Here is a 21,087-nt window from a genome sequence, read left to right on the forward strand (position 1 = left end):
ACGGGCGATCATCTCCAGTGTTAGATGGCTGGGAGCGCTCCCATAGTGAGCCGCGCTCCCGGCCGTGTACAGAGGGCGGGCGGCGGCGGGGTGTCCGTCGCTCCGCATGCTCGTCGAATGCCCTGGAAAGCGGATGAAACTTTCATCCCGGGCAGCCTGGTGAGGGGAAGCGCGGGGGCCGCCGGACGGCCGTTCCGTTGACATCCGCCGGAGCGCACCCACAATCCACTGTGGGAGCGCTCCCATACCCCCTACTCCCATGGAGACCCCGTGAAGCACAGACCTCCCATCCTCTTGACGCGCTTGTCGAGGCGGCTCGCCGTGGCCACGGCCCTCGTCCTCGTCGCGGGCGCGACCACGGCCCTGTCGGCCGCACCCGCCCAGGCGGCCGTGTCGTGCGACGTGACGTACGCGGCCAACCAGTGGGGCTCGGGCTCGGGCGGTTTCACCGCGAGCATCACCCTGAAGAACACCGGTGACCCGCTGACCTCGTGGTCGCTGGCCTTCGACTTCCCGACCACCACGCAGAAGTACACCCCGACCGGCTGGGGCGCCAACTGGAGCCAGTCGGGCACCAGGGTCACGGCCACCAACATGCCGTGGAACGGCAGCCTGGCCACCGGCGCCTCGGCCAACATCGGCTTCAACGGCACCTGGACGGGAAGCAACCCCAGCCCGACCGCGTTCAGCGTGAACGGGGTCGCCTGTGGCGGCCCCGGCACCGGCTCCGCGCCCACCGTGGCGCTGACCTCGCCAGCCGCGGGCCAGACGTTCACCGCCCCGGCCACCGTGCCGATCGCGGCCAACGCCGCCGACTCCGACGGCACCGTCGCCAAGGTCGACTTCTACCAGGGCAGCACCCTGCTGGGCACCGACACCTCGGCGCCCTACGCCTACAACTGGGCGAACGTGGCGGCGGGCAGCTACTCGATCACCGCCAGGGCGACCGACAACGCCGGCCTGGCCACGACCTCGTCGCCGGTCGGGATCACGGTCTCGCCGAGCACTGGACCGGCGCTCGTGGTCAGCCCGACCACGCTGTCCGTGCCGGAGGCGGGCACCGCGAGCTTCGGGGTCAGGCTGTCGCAGGCGCCCTCCTCGAACGTGACCGTCTCCGTCGCGCGCGCGAGCGGCGACGCCGACCTCACGGTCTCGGGCGGCGCGACCAGGACCTTCACGTCGTCCAACTGGAACACCGCGCAGAACGTGACGCTGGCCGCGGCCGAGGACGCCGACACGACGAGCGGCTCGGCCGTCTTCCGGGTCAGCGCCACCGGCTACACCCCGGTGGACGTCACCGCGAGCGAGGCGGACAACGACGTCGGCGGCGACAACGAGTACGTCCGGCGCTTCGTGGAGCTCTACAACGAGATCCACGACCCGGCCAACGGCTACTTCTCGCCCGAGGGCGTGCCGTACCACTCGATCGAGACGTTCATGGTCGAGGCGCCGGACCACGGGCACGAGACCACGTCGGAGGCCTACAGCTACTACCTGTGGCTGGAGGCGACCTACGGGCAGGTGACCGGCGACTGGACGAAGTTCAACAACGCGTGGGCCTCGATGGAGAGGTACATCATCCCGGCCGCGGCCGACCAGCCGACGAACTCGTTCTACAACGCCGCGAAGCCGGCCACGTACGCGGCCGAGTACAACACGATCAGCAGCTACCCGACGCAGATCGACTCCGGCGTCAGCGTGGGCACCGACCCGATCGCCTCCGAGCTGCAGAGCGCGTACGGCACCCGCGACGTCTACGGCATGCACTGGCTGCTCGACGTCGACAACACCTACGGCTTCGGCCGCTGCGGCGACGGCACCACCAGGCCCGCCTACATCAACACCTACCAGCGCGGCCCGGAGGAGTCGGTCTTCGAGACGATCCCGCAGCCGTCCTGCGACACCTTCAGGCACGGCGGCGCCAACGGCTACCTGGACCTGTTCATCAAGGACTCCTCGTACGCCAGGCAGTGGAAGTACACCAACGCCCCCGACGCCGACGCCCGCGCGGTGCAGGTGGCGTACTGGGCGCAGACCTGGGCCAAGGCGCAGGGCAAGGAGTCGCAGATCTCCGCCACGGTCGCCAAGGCCGCCAAGATGGGCGACTACCTGCGCTACGCGATGTACGACAAGTACTTCAAGAAGCCCGGCTGCACGAGCCCGTCGTGCGCGCCGGGCACCGGCAAGGACGCCTCCAACTACCTGCTGTCGTGGTACTACGCCTGGGGCGGCGCGACCGACTCCAGCGCGGGCTGGTCCTGGCGGATCGGCTCCAGCCACAACCACTCCGGCTACCAGAACCCGTTCGCGGCCTGGGCGCTGGCCAACGTGGCCGAGCTGAAGCCCAGGAGCGCGACCGGCGCCGCGGACTGGAGCACCAGCCTGACCCGCCAGCTCCAGTTCTACACGTGGCTGCAGTCGGCCGAGGGCGCCATCGCCGGTGGCGCGACCAACAGTTGGGAGGGCCACTACGCCACGCCGCCCGCGGGGCTGCCGAAGTTCCACGGCATGACCTACGACTGGCAGCCCGTCTACCACGACCCGCCCTCGAATCAGTGGTTCGGCTTCCAGGCGTGGACGATGGAGCGGGTGGCCGAGCTGTACTACGCCACCGGCAACGCCGACGCCAAGGCGCTGCTGGACAAGTGGGTGACGTGGGCGCTGGACAACACCACGATCGGCTCCGACGGCAGTTACCAGATCCCCTCCACCCTGCGGTGGACGGGCCAGCCCGCGGGCGACTTCAACGCGACCACGGGCATGCCGCCGGCCAACCCCGGCCTGCACGTGACCGTCGCCGACCACACGCAGGACGTGGGCGTCGCCGGCTCGTACGCCAAGGCGCTGATGTACTACGCGGCCAGGGCCGGCCACGCCGAGGCGCGCGACACGGCCAAGGCGCTGCTCGACGGCGTCTGGCGCAACCGCGACGCCAAGGGCGTGTCGGTGCCCGAGACCAAGACCGACTACAACCGCGTCGACGACCCGGTGTACGTGCCCTCCGGCTGGAGCGGCCGCATGCCGAACGGCGACACGATCAACTCCGCCTCGACCTTCATCTCGATCAGGTCCTTCTACCGGAACGACCCCGACTGGCCCAAGGTCGACGCCTTCCTGAAGGGCACGGGCCCGGCGCCGGTCTTCAACTACCACCGGTTCTGGGCGCAGGTGGACGTCGCCGTCGCGCTCGCCGAGTACGGCCGCCTCTTCCCGTAAGCCCGCCAGAACCGAACCGCCCCCGATCCCGGTGCGTATGAGGAGGTGAGGCCGGAAACCAGCAAGCCCTGCCCCACACCATCCCCGCCCGGATGGGACGGACGCGGCCGATTCCCCCAGTCGGTCGCGTCCGTTTGTTCGTTGTCGGGGGGCTACTGAGCGGTGGAGGAGGTCGCCAGGGCGAAGCGTTCGCGGGCCGCTTCGATGGCCGTGTCGTCCTGGAAGTTCTCGAACGCCTGCCGGTGGTAGCGCTCCGGGATCAGCCGCCTGACCCGGTCGGGGTAGCCGGCGCCCGATTCCGGGACCTCGACCTGGGGCGGGATGCCGAGCTTGACGGCGATCGGCCCCGACGCGCGTACGGAGGCGGCCCAGTCGGGGCTCTCCCCGGTGATCGCGCACATGTGCCGCGCGTACACCCACTCCACCTCCACCAGCGAGGCGGCGTCCGGCGGCTCGGTGCCGAACGGCTCCACGGCGCATACGGCGCGCGAGTCGAAGCCGTGCCCGTGTGCGTGGTGCTCGCCGGGGGAGGCCCGCTCCAGGATCAGGGTCACCTGGGCGGCGAGCTGTTCGTCCAGCTCAGAGGACGGCTGGGCGAACAGCATCACCCCGGCCAGGCTCAGCCCGGCCAGGGTGATGGTCGCCGCGACAAGTCCGCGACGCGTTGCGGTCACGGGCTGGTGCAGGTCAGGGTCGGCGCGGGGCTCGGGATCGAGCCGGTGGCGTTGAACCCGAACGAGGTGGTGGCGTTCGGCGCGAGCTGCCCGTTGTACGTGGCGTTCCTGACCGTCACGTCAGGAGGTTGCGCCGACAGCACGCCGTTCCACGGTGCGCCCTCGAAGCCCTGGCCGCCGCCGTAGCTCCACTTGACCGTCCAGCCGTTGAGCGAGCCGGTGCCCGTGTTCTTCACGGTCACCTCGCCCTGGAAGTGGCCGGCCCAGCCGGTGTCGGTGGCCTTCCAGGTGGCGGTGCAGGCCCCGGTGGGCGCCGGGGGCGTCGGCGTGACGGTCGGGTCGGGGCCGGGCGTGCTGCCGCCGGGGCCGACCCCGGTCACCTCGCCGTTGCCGCCGTCGAAGACGACGTCGGAGCAACTGTAGAAGTTCTCGTTGCTGTCGGCGCGGATCCAGTGCGTGAAGATCAGGTGCCGCCCGCTCTTGCCGGACGGGAGCTGGGCGTTCCAGTAGTAGTAGTTGAGCCCGCCGGGGCCGCCGGACTTGGGTGGGTTGGTGACGCTGCCGAACGGCTCCAGGTCGGACCACTTCAGCGGCCCGTTGGGGTTCCAGCCGTTCTTGGTGATGTAGTAGTTGAACGCGCCGGGGTGTTCGGCCCAGTTGCTGTGCCGCATCTGGATACCGGCGCCGGAGGTCAGGTGGGTCAGCGGCCAGTCGGAGCGAACCGCGTTGTAGGCCGTGAAGTCGTAGGGCCCGCCGGTGCCGCCGCTGCAGAGCTGGCCGTCGGGGATGAATCCGGTGGTCCGGCCTGCGCCGTCGGAGCGCAGCACCGCGAACCAGTTGTACAGGGGAGTCGCGCCGCTCTGGTTGACCGCGGCCGCGCACGCGGGGTTGTAGGGCAGGATCTGGCCGTTCTCACGCAGGCCGTCCTGCCAGCACAGGAACGTACGGCTGCCGGGGAACATCGACACTCCGTGGGCCTGCGCCTGCGTGGGCACCATCAAGACAGTTGTGATCAGGACGAGGACGGCGGTCAGCGCCGCCGACTTGAAAGACCTCATGGGGATTCCCTTGCGCTGACGACAGAGGAAACCTGCCCACGACCTGCCCGCCCGGCCTGCGCATTGAACCACGCCCGTTCGCGATCCGACAACGCCGTGTGAAACTTTCAGCCGATCTTGGTCATCCGCCCGGCGGCGGGTCGCGCCGGTCGTCAGTCCCGCCGGATGGCCGCCTCGATGACGTCCAGCCTGGCCTGCAGCTCGCTCAGGCAGGCGGGGGCGAGCCGGCCCTCCCGCAGGCGGTCGGAGAGCTTCCGGCGCAGGCCGTCCGTACGCGACTCCGGCGGGCCGCGCCTGGGCGACACCGCGGCCTCCAGCACCTGCTTGAGGTCGAGCACGACGTCGTCGTCCGTGGCGCCGCACGGAGTCCTGGCCTCCAGCACGGTACGGAACCCGGCGGCGGCCTGCTCGACCGTCTGCTCGACCGTTCGCCCGGCGGTGGCGCTCGCCGCCGGGGAGCTTTCGAGCAGCCGGGCCGTGGCCGTGGGGGACGGCGAGGGCTTGGCCGTCCGCTCCGGCTGCTGCGGCGGCGCCGTCTGCTGGAACCACAGCAGGGCCGACACCGCGAGCACCGCCGACCCGGCCACCGTGATGCCGCGCCGCACGTTCCGGCCCAGCGTCGCGGTGTCCAGCGCGGCGGTCAGGGCCGAGACGATCTGCGCGGCGGTCGGACGGTCCTCCGGCCGGTGCGCCAGGCAGCGGCGGCAGAGCGCGGCGAGCGCGTACGGCACGCCGGGGACGCGGGGAGGCGGCTCCGTCCTGCGGGCCGCCTCGATCTCCTCCCACGTCGTCTCCGGGTACGGCGTGCGCCCGGTGAGCATGGTGTGCAGCAGCACGCCCAGCGCGTACACGTCCACCGCGGGATGGGTGGCCGCGCCGAGCAGCCGTTCCGGGGCGACGTAGGGAGGGGTGCCGCGGTCGTCGTCGGGGTCGCCCGCCCAGGCCGCGATGCCGAAGTCGAGCAGTTTGGGGCCGTCGGCGGTGAGCAGCACGTTCTCCGCGGTGACGTCCCTGTGCACCAGGCCGCGGGCGTGCCCGGCCATCAGTACCCTGGCCAGCCGCAGGGCGATGGCCGCGGCCTCCGTCCACGGCAGCGGGCCCTGCTCGACGCGTTCGGCCAGCGGCGTGCCGTCGAGCAGCGGCATCACCACGAAGGCCGCGACGCCGCCGCTCGTGGTGACGGTCTCGCCGTAGTCGTAGATGTCGATCGAGTCGGGATGGAGGAACGTGGCCGCCGCACGGGCCTCGCTGCGCACGCTGACTCGCCCTCCCGGGTCGGTGTGCAGCGGGGCCGTGAGCACCTTGACCGCGATCATCCGGTGCAGTGACTGGTCGAAGGCGCGCCAGATGACCGACATGCCCCCGCGAGCCAGTGGGTCCAGCAACAGATACCTGCGGGCCAGGACGTCCCCGGGCTCAAGCCGACTCACGGACGACCAGTTCCGTGGGGAGGACGGGGTCGATCCCCGCGGCCCCCGTCAGGAGCAGCCGGGTGGCGACCGTGGCGAGCTCCTCGACGGGCTGGCGGACGGTGGTCAGGGCCGGGATGGTGCGCCTGGCGACCGGGGCGTCGTCGAACCCGATCACCGCGACGTCCGACGGCACCTTGCGCCCGGCCCTGCGCAGGGCCTGGATCGCGCCGGCCGCCATCAGGTCGGAGGCCACGAAGACGGCGTCCAGGCCCGGGGCGTGGCGCAGCAGCCACTGCATGGCGTGGGTGCCCGAGGCGGCGGTGAAGTCCCCGTACGCGACCGGTACGTCGGGTGCGCCTGCCGTCCGGAGGGTGCGTACGAGGCCCTCCAGCCGGTCACGGGCGCCGGGTAAGGAGGGCGGGCCCCCGATGGCGGCCACGTTGCGGCGGCCCGACAGCAGGAGGTGTTCGGCCGCCTGCCGGCCGCCGTCGAGGTTGTCGACGTCGGCGTACGGGAGTCTGAGGTCGTGGGGCGGACGGCCGATGTTGCGCACCGGCACGCCCGAGGTGGACAACTTGATCGCCAGGGGGTGGCGCTCTCGCGCGCCCACGATCAGCACCGCGCCGGACAGCGCGGGCAGCGTGGCGGAGGTCGGGGTGACGGTGGTCACCATGAGGTGCGTGCCGTGCTCGCTGATCACCGCGCCGGCCGCGGACAGGAGCCTGGCGTAGTAGGGCTCGGAGAAGAGCCGGGGGAGGTGGTCACAGATCACCGCCGTGACGCCGTCGGCCATGGTCTTGGCGGACGTTCCCCGGGGTGCGCGTTGCCGGACGTATCCCATGCGGGACACCGCGTCGTAGACCTGGCGGCGGGTCGAGGTACTGACCCGCACCGAGCCTGTGAGTACTCGAGATGCGGTCGCGGGGGAGACCCCTGCAGCGGCCGCCACCTGTGCCAGTGTGGGCTGCTCGGTCATGGGGCACCTCACGGAAAGATCCTGGGAGCGCTCCCACGTTACCAACGTTTCGGCGCTGTTAATAGGGCCTTTGCAGGGAGTGCGTCCGGCTGTGCGGACGCACTCCCTGTCTGTTCGGCCTGCGCTCGGCATCGGCTCAGCTAGGGGCGGTGGCGGCGGGCGGAGCCGCCGTTCCCGAGGTGGATCACGGCATATTTCCGTGCCCGATTTGTCTTATCCGACGATCAGGAAAACCTCCCCGCCGGTGATCAGCCGAAGTCCGCGATGTCGGCGTCCTCCAGCCGGCCGTCGGAGTCGTCGTCCCCGCCGCTGTCCGGCTGTACCCGCACCGGCTGGCAGCTCGAGCCGCAGCCGCCGAAGCGGGAGTTGTCCACCGGGGTGAAGTCGCTCGGCGGGGTGCCCTTCAGGGCCGCGATCATGGTGTCCTTCCAGATCGGGCCGGGGATCGAGGCGCCGAAGACCGAGCCGTAGTAACGGCCGCCGATGGTGATGTTGTTGAGCTTGTAGTCCTGCGCGCCGCGCGGGTCGCCGATGCTGACCGCGCCCGCCAGGTCGGGGGTGAAGCCCGCGAACCAGGCGGTGGCCTGCGCGTCCGTGGTGCCCGTCTTGCCCGCCGCCGGCCGGCCGATGCCGCCGACGCTGGTCATCGTGCCCTTGGTGAACACGCCCGACAGGATGTTCGCCGCCGCGTCGGCGACCCCGGGGTCGAGGGCCTGCTTGCACTCGGGCGCGTAGTTCTTGACCTTGCCGTCACGGTCGGTGATCTTGGTGATGGCCATGGGCTCGCAGTACTTGCCGCGCGCGCCGATGGTGGCGTACGCGTTGGCGACGGTCACCGGGTCCATCTCGTTGGTGCCGAGCGTGAACGTCTCGAACTCGGTCAGCGGCAGGCCGTCGGACCGCTCGATGCCCAGCGACTTGGCGGTCTTGACCGTGTCGCACAGGCCGACCTTCTGCTCCAGCACCATGAAGAACGTGTTCACCGAGCCCCAGGTGCCGGTGGCCAGCGTCTTGAAGCCGCCGCCGCCCTCGTCGTTGGTGACGGTGTGGGTGGGGTCGCCGATGTTCTCGCCCTTGCAGTTCTTGAACGTGGAGTAGTACGGCGCCCGGTAGCCGCTGCCGACGCTGAACCCGTCGTTGATCTTCATGCCCTCCTTGAGGGCCGTGAGCAGCGTGAACGTCTTGAACGTCGAGCCCGCCTGGAAGCCGACGCCGCCGCCGTGCACCGCGTCGGCCACGACGTTGTACGACATCTCCTTCTTGCGCTTGTTGTTGCCGTACTTGCGGCTGGCGGCCATGGCCTTGATCGCGCCCGTGCCCGGCTCCACCAGGGCCTCGGAGGCGACCGGGTTGTCGGAGGCGTACACGTGCTTCTTGATGGCGTTGTCGGCGGCCTTCTGCATCTTCGGGTCGAGGGTGGTCTGGATCGTCAGGCCGCCCCGGTTGAGGAACTGGCTCCTGGCCTTGGCCGTCTTGCCGAAGACCTTGTTGCTGAGCACCTCGTTGCGTACGTACATGCAGAAGTACGGCACCTCGCTGGTCCCGCAGCCGCCCGGGATCGGGGTGCCCTTGTAGCCGAGCTTCTCCGCCTTGGCCTCGGTGGCCTGCTCCGGGGTGATCTTCTTCAGTTCCGCCATCCGGTTGAGCACCACGTTGCGCCGCGACAGCAGCTTCTTCTGCTGGTCCTTGCCCAGGTTGGGGTCGGTCGCGTTGGGGTCCTGCACGGCGCCGGCCAGCGTCGCGGACTGCGCCAGCGTCAGATCGGACGCGCTGACCCCGAAGAAGCGCTTGGCCGCCGCCTCCACCCCGTAGGCTCCGGCGCCGAAGTAGGCGATGTTCAGGTACTTCTCGAGGATCTCGTCCTTGGTGTACTTGTCCTCGACCGCCATCGCGTAGCGCAGCTCTTTGAGCTTGCGGGCGTAGCTGGCCTCAAGGGCGGCGTTCTTCTCCTTCTCGGTGGTGGCCGAGTTGAGCAGCACCTGCTTGACGTACTGCTGGGTGATGGAGGAGCCGCCCTGGGAGATGCCGCCGGAGGAGACGTTCTTGGCCAGGGCTCGGATGGTGCCCTCGATGTCGATCGCGCCGTGCTCGTAGAAGCGGTAGTCCTCGATCGAGATGATGGCCGTCTTCATGACCTCGGCCACCTGGTCGAGCTTGACGTTCTCGCGGTACTCCTCGTAGAACCAGGCGATCTCGTTGCCCTTGGCGTCGAGGACCGTCGTGCGCTCGGCCAGCGGGGGTTCCACGAGTTCCTCGGGCTTGATGCCGAGTTCTTCCGATGCCGAGACGAACATCGCCCCTGAACCCCCGACCGCGGGCAGCGCGATGGCGGCGGCCACGACACCGGCCGCCGTCGCGACCGCAGTCAGGCGCGCGACACTCGACAAACGGGTACCCATGGTGGTAAACCCTCCCCTTCGTGGCAATTGGCTGCATCCTAAACCCGGGCATGACGTGCTCCGGGTAAAAACTTGGATGTCTCATGGGACGCGATTGTTCTGTGTGGAGCCGGGGTTTTTGCCGAATCTGGGTTTTGGGGCGGGTTCGTGCTGCTTGGGGCCCACGAGACGGGTGTGACGAGAGCGGCCCTGTCTCCTCCGGTGCCCCTGTTTCCGTCAGGCCACGGCAAAGGACCGTGTCGACCGCGCGGTGGCGACGCGCCGATCTGGCAACGTCGAGCCGGGCATTTTTTCCTGCGCCTGGGTGGAGGGGCTTTATGCGTCGCATCGGGGATGGCGAGCACGTCGATCGGCTGCTCGCCGCCGCCAGGGCCTATTGGGGCGACAGCCCAGGCGGTGACGGATGCGTCGTGGCGGAGACGTACGACGAGGACCTGCGGGTCGTGGCGCGTACGCTGCTGGTGGCCAGGGCGGTCAGCGGCCTGCTCGGGGCCCGGCTGGTGGCGCTGACCCGGCCGGAGTGGACGCGACTGGCCAGGGCGTTCGGCGCAACCGGTGACATCCTGCCCGAGGTGCCGCCCCGCGCACTCGTCACCAGCCGCGCCGACCCCGCCGTGCCCAGAGAGGTCCCCGTCGTGCACGTGCACGGCACGGGGACGCTGAAGGCGTACGCGCTCTTCCCCGACCAGGGGCCGCGCTCGATCGAGGAGGAACTGCCCGCCAAGGTCGGCGCGTTCTTCGAACGGCACGTCTGGCCGCACCGGGAGGCCATCAGGCCCAGCGCGGAACGGGTCGCCTGGCGGGCGAAGAGCGGCTACCAGATCCGTACGGACACCGAACGCCGCCAGCTCCGCCACCATGGCTGCGCCCGCCTGGGCATCGACGCCGACCGTCCGACGATCGCGGTCTTCGGGCACGTGCCGGGGCGCGACGACGAGCTGTTCGAGCTGACGGCGGCGTACGCGCTCGCCGACGACTGCGCGAACTGGCTCTTCCACGACCCCGTTCCCGCCACCTCCCATCCCAGGATCAGGCGCGTGAACGGCACGATGTCCGCCAACCTGCTGTGGAGCATGGCCGACGTGGGCATCGCGTTCGGCGACAGTGACCTGCCCGCCTATGGCATCCCCGTCATCCAGGCCGGCTGGTCGGAGGGCCGCGCCTGCGGCGCCACGCACGTGCCGCGCTCGCCGGAGGAGCATCGCCTGCTGCTGGAGGAGGCCGTCGCCAGGCACGGCAAGGGCGAGTCCATGCTCGGCCAGGAACAGCGCGAACGCGCCCGGCTGTGGCTCTGGCTGCGCCACTGCGGCGCCGACGTGCCCAGCCAGCTCCTGCCCCACTGGGAGCACGGCGACGACTACGCCCGCGCGCTCACCGTCAACCTGCGCCACGTGGAACGCGACGGCGACCCCCTCTTCAGCGCGGTCGGCCGCATGTGGGAGCGGCGCGAACCCGTGCTCACCCGATTCGACTTCGACGACCCGGCAGGGCCGGGCGCCGTACTCGCCCCCTGGAGGAGCGTCCGATGAGCAGCTCAGGATCCGGCACCGACCTGGACCAGGTGATCCTTCCGGTCATTCCGCCCGTGCACGTGACCAGCGGGCAGGTGTCCGCGCTGCAGGTGACCGACGGCCTGCGCCGCGGCAGTCAGATCGTGGGCAGGTTCGAGTCGTCAGGACTGGCCGGGATCAAGGTGTCCGCGCAGGGGCGGGCGCTGCGGGTGCAGGTGTCGCTGTCGGCGGACGAGCGGTCGGTGAGCGGGTGGCAGTCCGGGCGTGCCGAGGTGGGCCCGCTGCCGCGGTTCATCCAGGTCCGCTCCCAGGGGCGGCTGCGGCAGTGCGTACTGCTGCGCGGCAAGAGGACGCACGCCAGGGTGGCCTTCGACCTGACCCCGGAAGAGATCCCCGACGACGGCCTGATCTGCGTCGAGGTGCTGGACATCGCCGAAGGTGACGGCGTCAGCGAGGAGCTGCGCGCGGCCGTGTCGGGACGCGTCGCCCCCGACGGCGTGGCCGGCGTCCGGCTGGACAAGATCGTGTTCGAGGAGCCGCCGGCGGTCGACTACGACCCCGACACGCTCGACGGCTCCCGCTGCGAGCTGTACTCGCTGATCAGCGCGGGCGGGCTGGTCAACCTCAACCGGCAGGGCCCGCGTGCCCTGCGGTCGGGCATGTTCGTGGTCAACCCGGTGCTCAAGGACCGGTTCGGGTCGAACGGCCGCATCGCGCTGCGCCTCGGCACCAAGGCGGAGGCGGTGAGCGTGATCCCCGCGACGTGGCGGCGGGTCAACAGCGAGCTGCGCTGGCTGCGCCACGCCACCAGGAGGCTGCTGCACTCGGCCGCGCCGTCCGTGGCCCGGGTGCTCAGCGTCCGGGACGGGGACATGGGGGCGCCGGTGCAGGTCACCCGCGGCAACGTGACAGAGCTGGAGCTGCCCAGTCCGTCGGGCTCGCCGCTGCTGGTGCTCCTGGCGCCCTGCCCGGACGCCGTACCGATCCTGGAGTACGGCACCGCGCTGGAGCCCTGAGCGACTGACCACGCGGTGATCGGGGAGACGGCGCGGCCCAATGGGCCGGGAAAAATGGCGATCAACCGTGAAAAGCGCGCTCACTGGGCAGGGTGTGTATGTGGGCAGGAGCGGTTTGCTTATCGAGACGACCAGGCATCTGCAATGCACGGTCATCCGAGCGAGCGGTGTGCTCGATCACGACGGCCGCGTCCGCTTCAGCGCCCGCATCGACGCCGTGTGGAACTGGTCGGCGGGTCCCGTGCTCGTCCTCGACCTGGCCGAGCTCGACTTCTACGACTCGTCGATCATCGGGGTGCTGGCCACGGTCATGCAGCGGATGGAGGAGGAGGGCAGCGGACGCATCATCCTCGTCCGGCCCTCCGATCACCTGCTGTCGGTGCTGCGCATCACGGACCTGCTGTCGCACGTGGAGCTGCGCGACAGCGTCGAGCAGACGGTGGCGGAGCTGACCTTGCAGGCCGGAGACTCCGCCACCTCCGCCACCTCCGCCACCTCCGCCACCTCCGGCCCGACGGGGACCCCGCCGCCCGTGACGTGCACGAACACGCCCGCCGACCTGCGCCTGCGGCCGGATCAGGACGAGGGCCCGCCGCTCGACGAGTGACCCTGCCGCTGCCGCCCGCGCGTTTCCGGTGGCCGTCGGAGCCTCGCCACAAGCCAGGCCCGCGTTTCCGGCCTCGCTAGAGTCCGTACGCCTCCAGGAGCCGCAGCCAGATCTCGCTCACCGTCGGGAACGACGGCACCGCGTGCCAGAGCCGGTCGAGCGGCACCTCGGCGGTCACCGCGATCGTGGCCGCGTGCAGCAGCTCCGCCGCGCCCGGACTCACGAACGTGACGCCGAGCAGCACCTTCCTGTCCTCGTCCACGACGGCCCTGGCCTTGCCGCGGTAGCCGTCGCCCAGCAGGTACGCGCCGGTGACCGCGCCCATGTCGTAGTCGACGACGCGTACCCGGAAGCCCTCGGCCCTGGCCACCGCCTCCGTACGGCCGACCGCGCAGACCTGCGGGTCGGTGAAGACGACCTGCGGCGCACCGTAGCCGCCCGCCAGGTCGCGCATCGTGGGCAGCTCGTCGCCCCTGGCCCGCGCGGCGATCACGTCACCGCAGACTCTGGCCTGGTACTTGCCCATGTGCGTCAGGAGCACCCGCCCGTTGACGTCGCCCACCGCGTAGAGCCAGCCGTCGGCGATCGCGGTGGCGCGCATGCTGTCGTCCACCTCGACCGGGGCGTCGTCGGGCAGGCCCACCGAGCCCAGCCCCAGGTCGCGGGTGGCGGCCCGGCGGCCGGTGGCCACCAGCAGCTCGTCGGCCTCCAGTGGCGGGCCATCGGACAGATGCGCGGTGACCTTCCCGCCGGGCTCGGGACGCTCGACCCTGACGAGGTCGGTGTGGGTGCGTACGTCGATGCCGGAGTCGGCGAACGACTCGGCGAGCAGGTCTCCCGCGAACGGCTCCATGCGGTTGAGCAGCCGGCCGCCGCGTACCAGGACGGTCGTCTGCCGCGTGCCGAGCCCGTGCATGGCCTGCGCCATCTCGCAGGCGACCACGCCGCCGCCGAGGACGACCAGCCGTTCGGGCACCGCGGTCGTGGCGGTCACCTCGTGGCTCGTCCACGGGGACGCCTCGGCCAGGCCCGGCACCGGCGGCACGACCGCGGTGCTGCCCGTGGCCAGCACGACGGCCTGACGGGCGGTCAGGACGCGTTCGCCGCCGTCCGCCGTGGTCACGCGTACCCGCCTGGGGCCGTCGAGGCGGCCGCGGCCCCGTACGAACTCGGCGGGGACGCTCTCGATCCAGCGCACCTGGCCGGCGTCGTCGAAGTTCGAGACGGCCTCGTCGCGGCGGGCCAGCACCTTGGCCACGTCGACCTCGCCGAGCGACAGGCCGGGCACCCGCGCCACCTCGCCCGCCAGGTCCACCGGTCGCAGCAGTGCCTTGCTCGGCACACAGGCCCAGTAGGAGCACTCGCCGCCGGCCAGCCGGTCCTCGACGATGGCCGCGGTCAGGCCGCCGCGTACGGCCCGATCCACCACGTTCTCGCCCGCCGGCCCGGCACCGATCACGATGACGTCGAACTCGTCAGCCACTCCTGCCTCCACAGCACTCGCTCTCCTACGTGAGGAATGCTTTCACGCCGAGAGGACGAATACAGCGATCACGGGTGCCGCCGGTGTCGCACGGGTCGTCTCGCCCGAGCCCTCGCGCACGGGTCGTCTCGCCCGGGCCCTTGCGCATGGGTTGTCTCGCACGGGCCCTCTCGCGGCGAGTGCTGTCGCGCGGGCCGGTCGCGGTGAGAGTCCTTTCATCTCGACCTCATGGTGGTCCAACGGCCGCCGACCACTCTGAAACCAGTCGCGAAGAACTCGCGGCCCGGCATCAGGAGGGTCATTCACATGGGTCAGACGTTGAGGCGGGTCCTGCTCGCCATCACGGTCACACTCGGCCTGGGCACCATCGGCACGCTCTTTACCGCGACGTCCGCTCAGGCGTCGGTCGCCCAGACAGCCGTCCACACCACCAGCACCGCGGTCGACGACGATGACGACGACGATGACGACGACGACGGCGGGGACGACGACGGTGCTCCGCGTGGTGGGGTCGATACCGGCGTGGGTGGGTCGGCTGCGCGGGACGACGACGATGACGACGATGGTGCTCCGCGTGGTGGGGTGGACACCGGCGTGGGTGGGTCGGCTGCGCGGGACGACGACGATGACGACGACGGTGCTCCGCGCGGTGGTGTCGACACCGGCATGGGCGGCACCGCCGGCGGCACGACCGCCGAGAGCGGAGCCTCCACGTCGGGCAAGGTCGTCATGACCGAGTCCGCCGCGGGCACGGCGAGCGACGGCAACGACGTTCCGGTGGTCCCGCTCGCGCTGGCGGGCGCCGGGCTGCTCGGGGTCGGCGCGTACTGGCTGCGGCGCACGTTCGCCACGGGTAGCTGACCGTGCGCGCGCTCCTGGCAACCGCCACGTGCACCGTCCTGATGGCGACCAGCGCCTGTGCCACCGGCACCGGCACCGGCACCACCGCCACCGGGACGGCCATCAAGACCGCCACCAAGACCGACACTGGGACCGCCGCTGGGACCGCCACCGGCATCACCGAGGTCACCGGCGCCGCAGGCATCACCGGCACCGCTGCGATCGGCGAGGCACGGGGCGGGGGCGCCGTCCCGGTCGCCGATCGGGCCGGTCGCACCACCACCGAGGCGCTGAGCAGCGCCTCGGCGGATGCGGCCGCACCCGTGCGGTTACGCATCCCGGCCATCAAGCTCTCCACCCGGGTGATCCCGCTACGGCTCGACAAGAAAGGCAAGCTGATCGCACCCACCAAGTTCGACCGGGTGGGCTGGAACCAGTCCGGGCCCGAGCCGGGCGAGAAGGGCGTGGCCGTGATCGCGGGTCACGTCGACTCCAAGACCGGCCCGGCGGTGTTCTACCGCCTCCGCCAGCTCAGCAAGGGCGATCGCATCCATGTCGACCGGGCCGACGGCAGCACGGTCACGTTCGTGGTCGGCCGCCTGGCCCGCTACCCGAAGAGCAACATCCCCAACAAAGTGGTCTACGGCCAGAGCAAGAGCCCTGAGCTCCGGCTGATCACGTGCGGCGGCACGTTCGACCGCGCCCGCAGCAGCTACCGCGACAACGTGATCGTGTTCGCTTCTTGACGCCCGCCCGTACGGGTCGGCGATCCAGGCCGTGCCGCCGAGGAGACCACACCTCGGCGGCACGGTCGTGTGCGTGCGCGAGGGGAGGTGGCCACGTGTTGGTGGCTCGGTCATGTGCGTGCGCGGGGGTTGGCGGTACGGGCATGTGCATGGGCAAGGGCGGTGGCTGTGTGTTGGTGGTGCGGTCGTGTGGGTGGGGCGGGGGAGGGCCGTGCGTCGGTGGTGCGTGCGGTGAGGAGAGGTCGGTGGTGCGTGCGGTGAGGGGAGGAGGTCATGCGGCGGGGACATGGTCATGTGCGTGCGCCGGGGGTGGGTGGCGATATGGGTGGTTTGTGGTTGATGGGGTGGGTGTGGTGGTGGAGTTTGGGGTGGCGGGAGTGGGCTCATTCGCCTGTGCGTACGGCTCGCGTCGGAGTCCGTTAACCCGGCGGCCGTAGCGTGCTCGTATGGCGGATCGTTACCCGACCTCAGTGCCCTACAAGCAGTTGACGGACGGCTATCACACGTTCCGGATCCCGGCGACGGTGGTGACCAAGGCAGGCACGGTGCTGGCCTTCGCGGAGGGGCGGCGGGGCTCGGCCTCCGACTCGGGACATATCGACCTCGTACTCAAGCGTTCTTCCGACGGCGGCCAGACCTGGGGCGCGCTCCAGGTCGTGGCCACGGAGCCGCGCCGGGGCACGGCGGGCAACCCCGCCCCGGTGGTGCTGGACGACGGCAGGATCGTGCTGGTCTTCGTCCGGCAGGGGCCGTCGGCGACCGAGGACAAGATCCGGCGCGGCCAGGTGGCGGCGGCCGACGGGCGAAGGGTGTTCGTACAGGTCAGTGCGGACGACGGGGTCACCTGGTCGGCGCCTCGCGAGATCACCGACAGCGTGAAGCGGTCCGGGTGGCGCTGGTACGCGACCACGCCCGGCCACGCCTTCGCGCTGCGGCAGGGCGCGCACGCCGGGCGGCTGGTGGTCCCGGCCAACCATTCGCTGCCGCCCAGCGGGCAGGACAACGGCACCGAGGGCAAGTACAACGGCGGCCACTCCCTGCTGAGCGACGACGGCGGTCAGACCTGGCGCATCGGCTACGTCGACGACAACCCCGACGGATACGTCAACGTCAACGAGACCACCGGCACCGAGTTGCCCGGCGGACGCGTCTACTTCAACACCCGTACCGAGTCCACCGCGCCCGGCACCAGGGCCGACGCCTACTCCGCCGACGGCGGCCAGACGCTGGAGCACCCCTTCCGTCCGCAGGCCGGGCTGGTCGGCCCGGTGGTGGAGGGCAGCGTGTTGTGGTGCGAGTCGCCGGAGGTGCTGCTGTTCTCCGGGCCTGCGGCTCCCGACGCGCGGGCCCTGATGACCGTACGCGCCAGCGACGACCACGGTGTCACGTGGCGGGTGGCGCATACGGTGTCCGGGTTGCCGGCCGCCTACTCCGACCTGGTGCGGATCGACGCCGACACGGTGGGCCTGCTGTTCGAGACGGGGAACCTCGGCCCGTACGAGAGCATCGCCTTCCGCCGCCTCCCGATCGCGGAGTTGGCCGCCCCCAAATAGCCTGCCCTGTCTCGGCGGGCAGCACAGGTAGCCCGCACGTGCACTGCCCGGTGGTCATCCGCAGGTGTGGGTGGTGCCGGTTGTTAGCGGCCGTTCCGCGTGTCGTTCCCCCGCCAGGGTTCTGCCTCTGGAAGGCGAGCGTGGTGGCAGTCGGCGTGGGCGTGCGGACGGTTGGGGTGGTTCGCCGTCGTGGGAGGGTGTCATGGGGCGCCCAGGGTGATGAGCGGGTTGGGCAGGCTGGTCCAGGAGTCGCCCGGTGGGGCGCCTTCCAGGCGGGCGAGCAGGTGCGCCTTGACCGTGATCCGTTCCGCGAACAGGGCCCGTACGTCCGGGGCGGGCAGCGCCGTGCACGCCTGCCGCGCGGCGGTGGCCACCACCTCCCACAGTCGCGCCTCCACGTCCCGGTCGCCCTGCCCGAACAGCGAGACCAGGCTGCCGAACGTGGTGCCGACCAGCGAGCCGAAGAGCTTGGCGTGCAGTACGGCCGGGTCGTCGCTGAGCAGCCGGGCGCTGACGGGCGGGACCTCGACGCCGTTGCGGGCCAGCCTGGCGGGGCTGATCCGGACGTCGGCCAGATCGCGGTAGATCAGCCGGTACGCAAGCCCGTCCCCGCCCAGGGCGACCACCAGGTTCTGGCCGTGGGCCTCCAGCGCCACGCCGAACGACAGCAGGCGCAGCGCGTTCTCCCAGGCCAGACGGGCGAACGCGGCCAGCCACGCGAACGGGTCGGGCACCATCGCCCGGCTGAGCGCCGCGACCGGCAGGACGGTGCCCGCCTCGGGCGTGGGCTCCCGCAGCAGGACCGACAGGTCGGCGCTGTGCTCGCCGTTCACCGCCCCGGCGGCCCCGGCCAGGTAGCGGGCCGTGCGCAGCCCGCCGCCGCAGCGCACGGACACGGTGGTGAGCAGGTCCGACAGGGGGACGCAGTCGCGTACCGAGCCGGGGGAGATGTCCCTGATCCCCGAGGTCATGCGCGTGCTGAACGCCGTCTTGAGATGCGGGCCGCCGTCCAGCGGGGAGAGCGTGCGTACGGACATGAGCGGGCGGGCCGGGATAACCCCGATCGCGTACGGGCGCAGGCCCAGCCCCGGCAGGACGTGCCTGGTCTGCCAGGGGTGTACGGGCAGCAGCAGCTGGTCCCCGTCCCTGAGCGAGTCCGGCCACGGGCCGGTGACCAGGCACTCCTTGGAGGGCAGCGCCAGCAGGTCGAGGGCGACGACGGGGCGGTGTTCGGGCATGTACGCGAGTTGCTCGGCGACGGAGACCCCCGGGCGGTTGCGGCAACCCGGGTGATAGGGATGCCCGTCCACCACGCTCTGCTCGAAGTCCTCCAGGGACGCGGTCGAATCCTTCAGGTTCGCGGCCGATGGGGGCGTGGGTCCGTCCAGGGGTGCGGCCGATCGGCGTCTCATCGGTGCGGCTGATGGGAGCCAGGCGCCCTCCGACGGCACGGAGAGCGAGAAGGCGTCCGGTGGCGTGGTGGGGCGGCGGGGAGGCCGGTCAGAGGGCGCGGACGAACGGTTGGCGGCGCGGGACAGGGCCAGGGAGGCGACGCTGTTGTCGAGATCCTCGATCAGGCGGGCGGTGCCGGGCAGGGCGAGGGCGGCCAGCAGTTCGGCGGGGTGCGTGTGGGGCAGGCCGTCCAGCCGGAGCACGGCCTCGCCCCCCACGTCGTACGGCCGCCGCGCCCGCCCCGTGAGCCGACGCCCGTCGGCCAGCACCACACAGCCGGGGCCGGTCGCGGCCAGGCCGGGCAGCGGCTCGTACAGCAGGCCCCGCCACAGCCGTCCCAGGACGGCGGCGCGCGCGCCGGGCAGCGCCTCGGCGTACGCGTCGGAAAGATCGGGACGCACGAGGGCCAGTTCGGCGGCGAACTCCCCCTCCATCCGCCTCATAATTCCCACCTTCCCCGGTAACACGCCTGATAGCTAGCCTTTGGGCACCAGCGGGGACACAGGGTAGGAGTAGGGTCGCCATGGCATCTACAGAACGCCTCCTGCCACCCCTCGGGCCGGAGCGGGAGGCCCCGACGGAAGCCTCGGCGCAAGCCTCGACGGAGGCTTCTGCGGAGGCTGAGGCGCTCGCGGTGACGGCGCTGCTGAACTGCCTGCTCAGGGAGGTGGCCCTGCCCGCCGAGCCTGGTGCTTTCCTGCTGCCCGCGACCGGACGCGTGCTGCGTACCGGCGGTGCGCGCTACCCGGCCGACCCCGCCCTTCTGACCCAGGACGGCTGGCGTCCGCTGGCGCTGCCCGACCTGGTGGCGCTGACGGCCGCCGAACTGCGCGCGGGCACGGGGGTCGCCAACGACACGCTGGCGGCCGAGATTCTGCACAGCCGCGACGTCACGGCCGCGCTGCTGGCGGCCAGGCGGACCGGGGTGCCGCCCGCGGATCCGTACCTGGTGTCGGAGCAGGCGCTCGTGGCGGGGCACCGCTATCACCCCGCGCCCAAGGCCCGCGGCGGGGCGGGGCCAGGGGCGTGGCTGCGGTACTCGCCCGAGGCGCGTACGAGCTTCGCCCTGCCGCTGCTCGGCGTGCCCGCTGCGGACCTGGTGGACGAGGGGGACACGAGCGCCCTGGACCGGCTCGGCGGCCCGCCAGGCGACGGCCTGACGCTCCTGCCCGCCCATCCCTGGCAGGTGGAACTGCTCGGCGGCCTGCGCGACGGCCCCCTGCGCCACCTGGGCGTCACGGCGGTCACCGCCGTCCCCACGGCGTCGATCCGCACCGTGTACCTGCCGGAGGCGGACCTGTTCTGCAAGTTCAGCCTGGACGTGCGGATCACGAACGACGTACGCCGTCTATGGCTGTCCGACCTGCGCCACCTCCCGTTGGTCGCGGCCCTGGTGGACGCGGCCTTCGACGACCTGCCCGGCCACCTGCCGCGTCCCTCCGTGCTGCGCGACCGCGGCTACCGCGGTGCGGAGCTGGACGGGGACGGGGGCGAGGCGCTGGCCGTGATCGTCCGCGACGGGCTGGGCGAGCATCTGCGCCCGGGGCTGACCGCGCTGCTGGCGGCCGGGATCAGCGAGGGGTTCCCCGGCAACCCGCTCGACGGCCTGGACGAGGACGGGGCCCTCGTCTGGTGGGAACGGTACCTGGAGCACGTGGTGCCCCCGGTCCTGCACGCGTACCTGCGGCATGGGGTCGTGCTCGAATGCCACCTGCAGAACGTGCTCATCGCGGTGGACGCGGCCGGTCTGCCCGCGCAGGCGTTGTTCCGCGACCACGAGGGCGTCAAGCTCGTCGCCGAGCGGCACCCGGGGCTGAGCGCGCCCGTGCTGAGCGGCGTACGGGCGTGGGAGCGGCTGGTGTACTGCCTGGTGACCAACAACCTCTGCGAGATCGCCGGTGCGGTGGCGGCCCGCCATCCCCGGCTGGGTCCGGAGTTGTGGGCGCGGGCGAGGGCCGTGTTCGCGGCCGCGGGCAAGGACCACGGGGATCCGCCGGAGCTGCGCGACCTGCTGGCCGCCACGCACGTACCGGCCAAGGCGAACCTCCTGCTGCGCTGGCTGGACGCCGACGGCGCGGCCATGCGGTGGGTGCCCATCCCCAACCCGTTGAGACTCTTTACGGCCTAAGCTATTCTCGCTCCCA

General features: G+C 71.4%; 15 protein-coding genes. 8 read left to right on the top strand and 7 right to left on the bottom strand.

What is annotated here, in order from left to right; genetic code table 11:
• The first annotated feature begins 303 nt into the window (after positions 1–303).
• Positions 304–3,216: a glycoside hydrolase family 48 protein gene (locus ABD844_RS37255; RefSeq protein WP_344888785.1), complete on the top strand. Its 2,913-nt coding sequence runs from the start codon at positions 304–306 to the stop codon at positions 3,214–3,216.
• 152 nt (positions 3,217–3,368) lie between these two features.
• Here the strand turns inward: ABD844_RS37255 and ABD844_RS37260 are convergent, their stop codons facing one another.
• The 5 genes from ABD844_RS37260 to ABD844_RS37280 form a co-directional block, all read right to left on the bottom strand.
• Positions 3,369–3,890 carry a hypothetical protein gene (locus tag ABD844_RS37260; RefSeq protein ID WP_344888788.1) on the bottom strand — a complete coding sequence of 174 codons (522 nt, stop codon included), beginning with the start codon at positions 3,888–3,890 and terminating at the stop codon, positions 3,369–3,371.
• Positions 3,887–4,948: a lytic polysaccharide monooxygenase gene (locus ABD844_RS37265; RefSeq protein ID WP_344888791.1), complete on the bottom strand. Its 1,062-nt coding sequence runs from the start codon at positions 4,946–4,948 to the stop codon at positions 3,887–3,889. Before ABD844_RS37265 ends, ABD844_RS37260 begins: the two co-directional genes overlap by 4 nt.
• A 152-nt stretch (positions 4,949–5,100) precedes the next feature.
• Positions 5,101–6,378, bottom strand: a complete 1,278-nt coding sequence (locus tag ABD844_RS37270; protein WP_344888794.1) for a serine/threonine-protein kinase — start codon at positions 6,376–6,378, stop codon at positions 5,101–5,103.
• Positions 6,365–7,336 carry a LacI family DNA-binding transcriptional regulator gene (locus ABD844_RS37275; protein ID WP_344888798.1) on the bottom strand — a complete coding sequence of 324 codons (972 nt, stop codon included), beginning with the start codon at positions 7,334–7,336 and terminating at the stop codon, positions 6,365–6,367. The genes ABD844_RS37270 and ABD844_RS37275 overlap by 14 nt, the downstream gene beginning before the upstream one ends.
• A 248-nt stretch (positions 7,337–7,584) precedes the next feature.
• Positions 7,585–9,735, bottom strand: coding sequence for a transglycosylase domain-containing protein (locus ABD844_RS37280; protein ID WP_344888801.1), 2,151 nt, complete (start codon positions 9,733–9,735; stop codon positions 7,585–7,587).
• A gap of 317 nt (positions 9,736–10,052) precedes the next feature.
• Here ABD844_RS37280 and ABD844_RS37285 point away from each other — a divergent pair, with 317 nt between their 5' ends.
• The 3 genes from ABD844_RS37285 (at position 10,053) to ABD844_RS37295 (ending at position 12,869) form a co-directional block, all read left to right on the top strand.
• Positions 10,053–11,264 (top strand): hypothetical protein, encoded by a 1,212-nt coding sequence (locus ABD844_RS37285; protein ID WP_344888804.1) that lies wholly within the window; start codon positions 10,053–10,055, stop codon positions 11,262–11,264.
• Positions 11,261–12,262 (top strand): hypothetical protein, encoded by a 1,002-nt coding sequence (locus ABD844_RS37290; protein WP_344888807.1) that lies wholly within the window; start codon positions 11,261–11,263, stop codon positions 12,260–12,262. Before ABD844_RS37285 ends, ABD844_RS37290 begins: the two co-directional genes overlap by 4 nt.
• A gap of 115 nt (positions 12,263–12,377) precedes the next feature.
• On the top strand, positions 12,378–12,869 hold the full coding sequence (locus tag ABD844_RS37295) for an STAS domain-containing protein (RefSeq protein ID WP_344888810.1): 492 nt from the start codon (positions 12,378–12,380) through the stop codon (positions 12,867–12,869).
• A gap of 76 nt (positions 12,870–12,945) precedes the next feature.
• Here ABD844_RS37295 and ABD844_RS37300 read toward each other — a convergent pair whose 3' ends face one another.
• Positions 12,946–14,352 (bottom strand): dihydrolipoyl dehydrogenase family protein, encoded by a 1,407-nt coding sequence (locus tag ABD844_RS37300; protein ID WP_344888813.1) that lies wholly within the window; start codon positions 14,350–14,352, stop codon positions 12,946–12,948.
• Between the two features lie 306 nt (positions 14,353–14,658).
• On the opposite strand from ABD844_RS37300, the gene ABD844_RS37305 reads away from it, so the two are divergent.
• From ABD844_RS37305 to ABD844_RS37315, 3 genes are all read left to right on the top strand, one after another.
• Positions 14,659–15,213 carry a hypothetical protein gene (locus ABD844_RS37305; RefSeq protein ID WP_344888816.1) on the top strand — a complete coding sequence of 185 codons (555 nt, stop codon included), beginning with the start codon at positions 14,659–14,661 and terminating at the stop codon, positions 15,211–15,213.
• A gap of 2 nt (positions 15,214–15,215) precedes the next feature.
• Complete coding sequence (locus ABD844_RS37310) at positions 15,216–15,938, top strand: class F sortase (RefSeq protein WP_344888819.1); 723 nt, start codon at positions 15,216–15,218, stop codon at positions 15,936–15,938.
• A gap of 446 nt (positions 15,939–16,384) precedes the next feature.
• The gene (locus tag ABD844_RS37315; RefSeq protein ID WP_344888822.1) at positions 16,385–17,491 is read left to right on the top strand and encodes a sialidase family protein; all 1,107 of its coding nucleotides are present in this window, start codon (positions 16,385–16,387) and stop codon (positions 17,489–17,491) included.
• Positions 17,492–17,691: 200 nt separating this feature from the next.
• Here the strand turns inward: ABD844_RS37315 and ABD844_RS37320 are convergent, their stop codons facing one another.
• Positions 17,692–19,386, bottom strand: a complete 1,695-nt coding sequence (locus ABD844_RS37320; protein WP_344888825.1) for an IucA/IucC family protein — start codon at positions 19,384–19,386, stop codon at positions 17,692–17,694.
• A gap of 80 nt (positions 19,387–19,466) precedes the next feature.
• Between ABD844_RS37320 and ABD844_RS37325 the strand changes: the two genes are divergently transcribed.
• The gene (locus tag ABD844_RS37325; protein ID WP_344888828.1) at positions 19,467–21,071 is read left to right on the top strand and encodes an IucA/IucC family C-terminal-domain containing protein; all 1,605 of its coding nucleotides are present in this window, start codon (positions 19,467–19,469) and stop codon (positions 21,069–21,071) included.
• Positions 21,072–21,087: the final 16 nt, after the last annotated feature.

The sequence above is a fragment of the Nonomuraea antimicrobica genome (genome assembly GCF_039536965.1).
GTDB classification, from domain to species: Bacteria; Actinomycetota; Actinomycetes; order Streptosporangiales; family Streptosporangiaceae; genus Nonomuraea; species Nonomuraea antimicrobica.

Coding starts and splice junctions, on each gene's coding strand:
- ABD844_RS37285 (WP_344888804.1), top strand. CDS start 10,053: ATGCGTCGCATCGGGGATGGCGAGCACGTCGATCGGCTGCTCGCCGCC.
- ABD844_RS37280 (WP_344888801.1), bottom strand. CDS start 9,735: ATGGGTACCCGTTTGTCGAGTGTCGCGCGCCTGACTGCGGTCGCGACG.
- ABD844_RS37290 (WP_344888807.1), top strand. CDS start 11,261: ATGAGCAGCTCAGGATCCGGCACCGACCTGGACCAGGTGATCCTTCCG.
- ABD844_RS37305 (WP_344888816.1), top strand. CDS start 14,659: ATGGGTCAGACGTTGAGGCGGGTCCTGCTCGCCATCACGGTCACACTC.
- ABD844_RS37275 (WP_344888798.1), bottom strand. CDS start 7,336: ATGACCGAGCAGCCCACACTGGCACAGGTGGCGGCCGCTGCAGGGGTC.
- ABD844_RS37320 (WP_344888825.1), bottom strand. CDS start 19,386: ATGAGGCGGATGGAGGGGGAGTTCGCCGCCGAACTGGCCCTCGTGCGT.
- ABD844_RS37265 (WP_344888791.1), bottom strand. CDS start 4,948: ATGAGGTCTTTCAAGTCGGCGGCGCTGACCGCCGTCCTCGTCCTGATC.
- ABD844_RS37315 (WP_344888822.1), top strand. CDS start 16,385: ATGGCGGATCGTTACCCGACCTCAGTGCCCTACAAGCAGTTGACGGAC.
- ABD844_RS37325 (WP_344888828.1), top strand. CDS start 19,467: ATGGCATCTACAGAACGCCTCCTGCCACCCCTCGGGCCGGAGCGGGAG.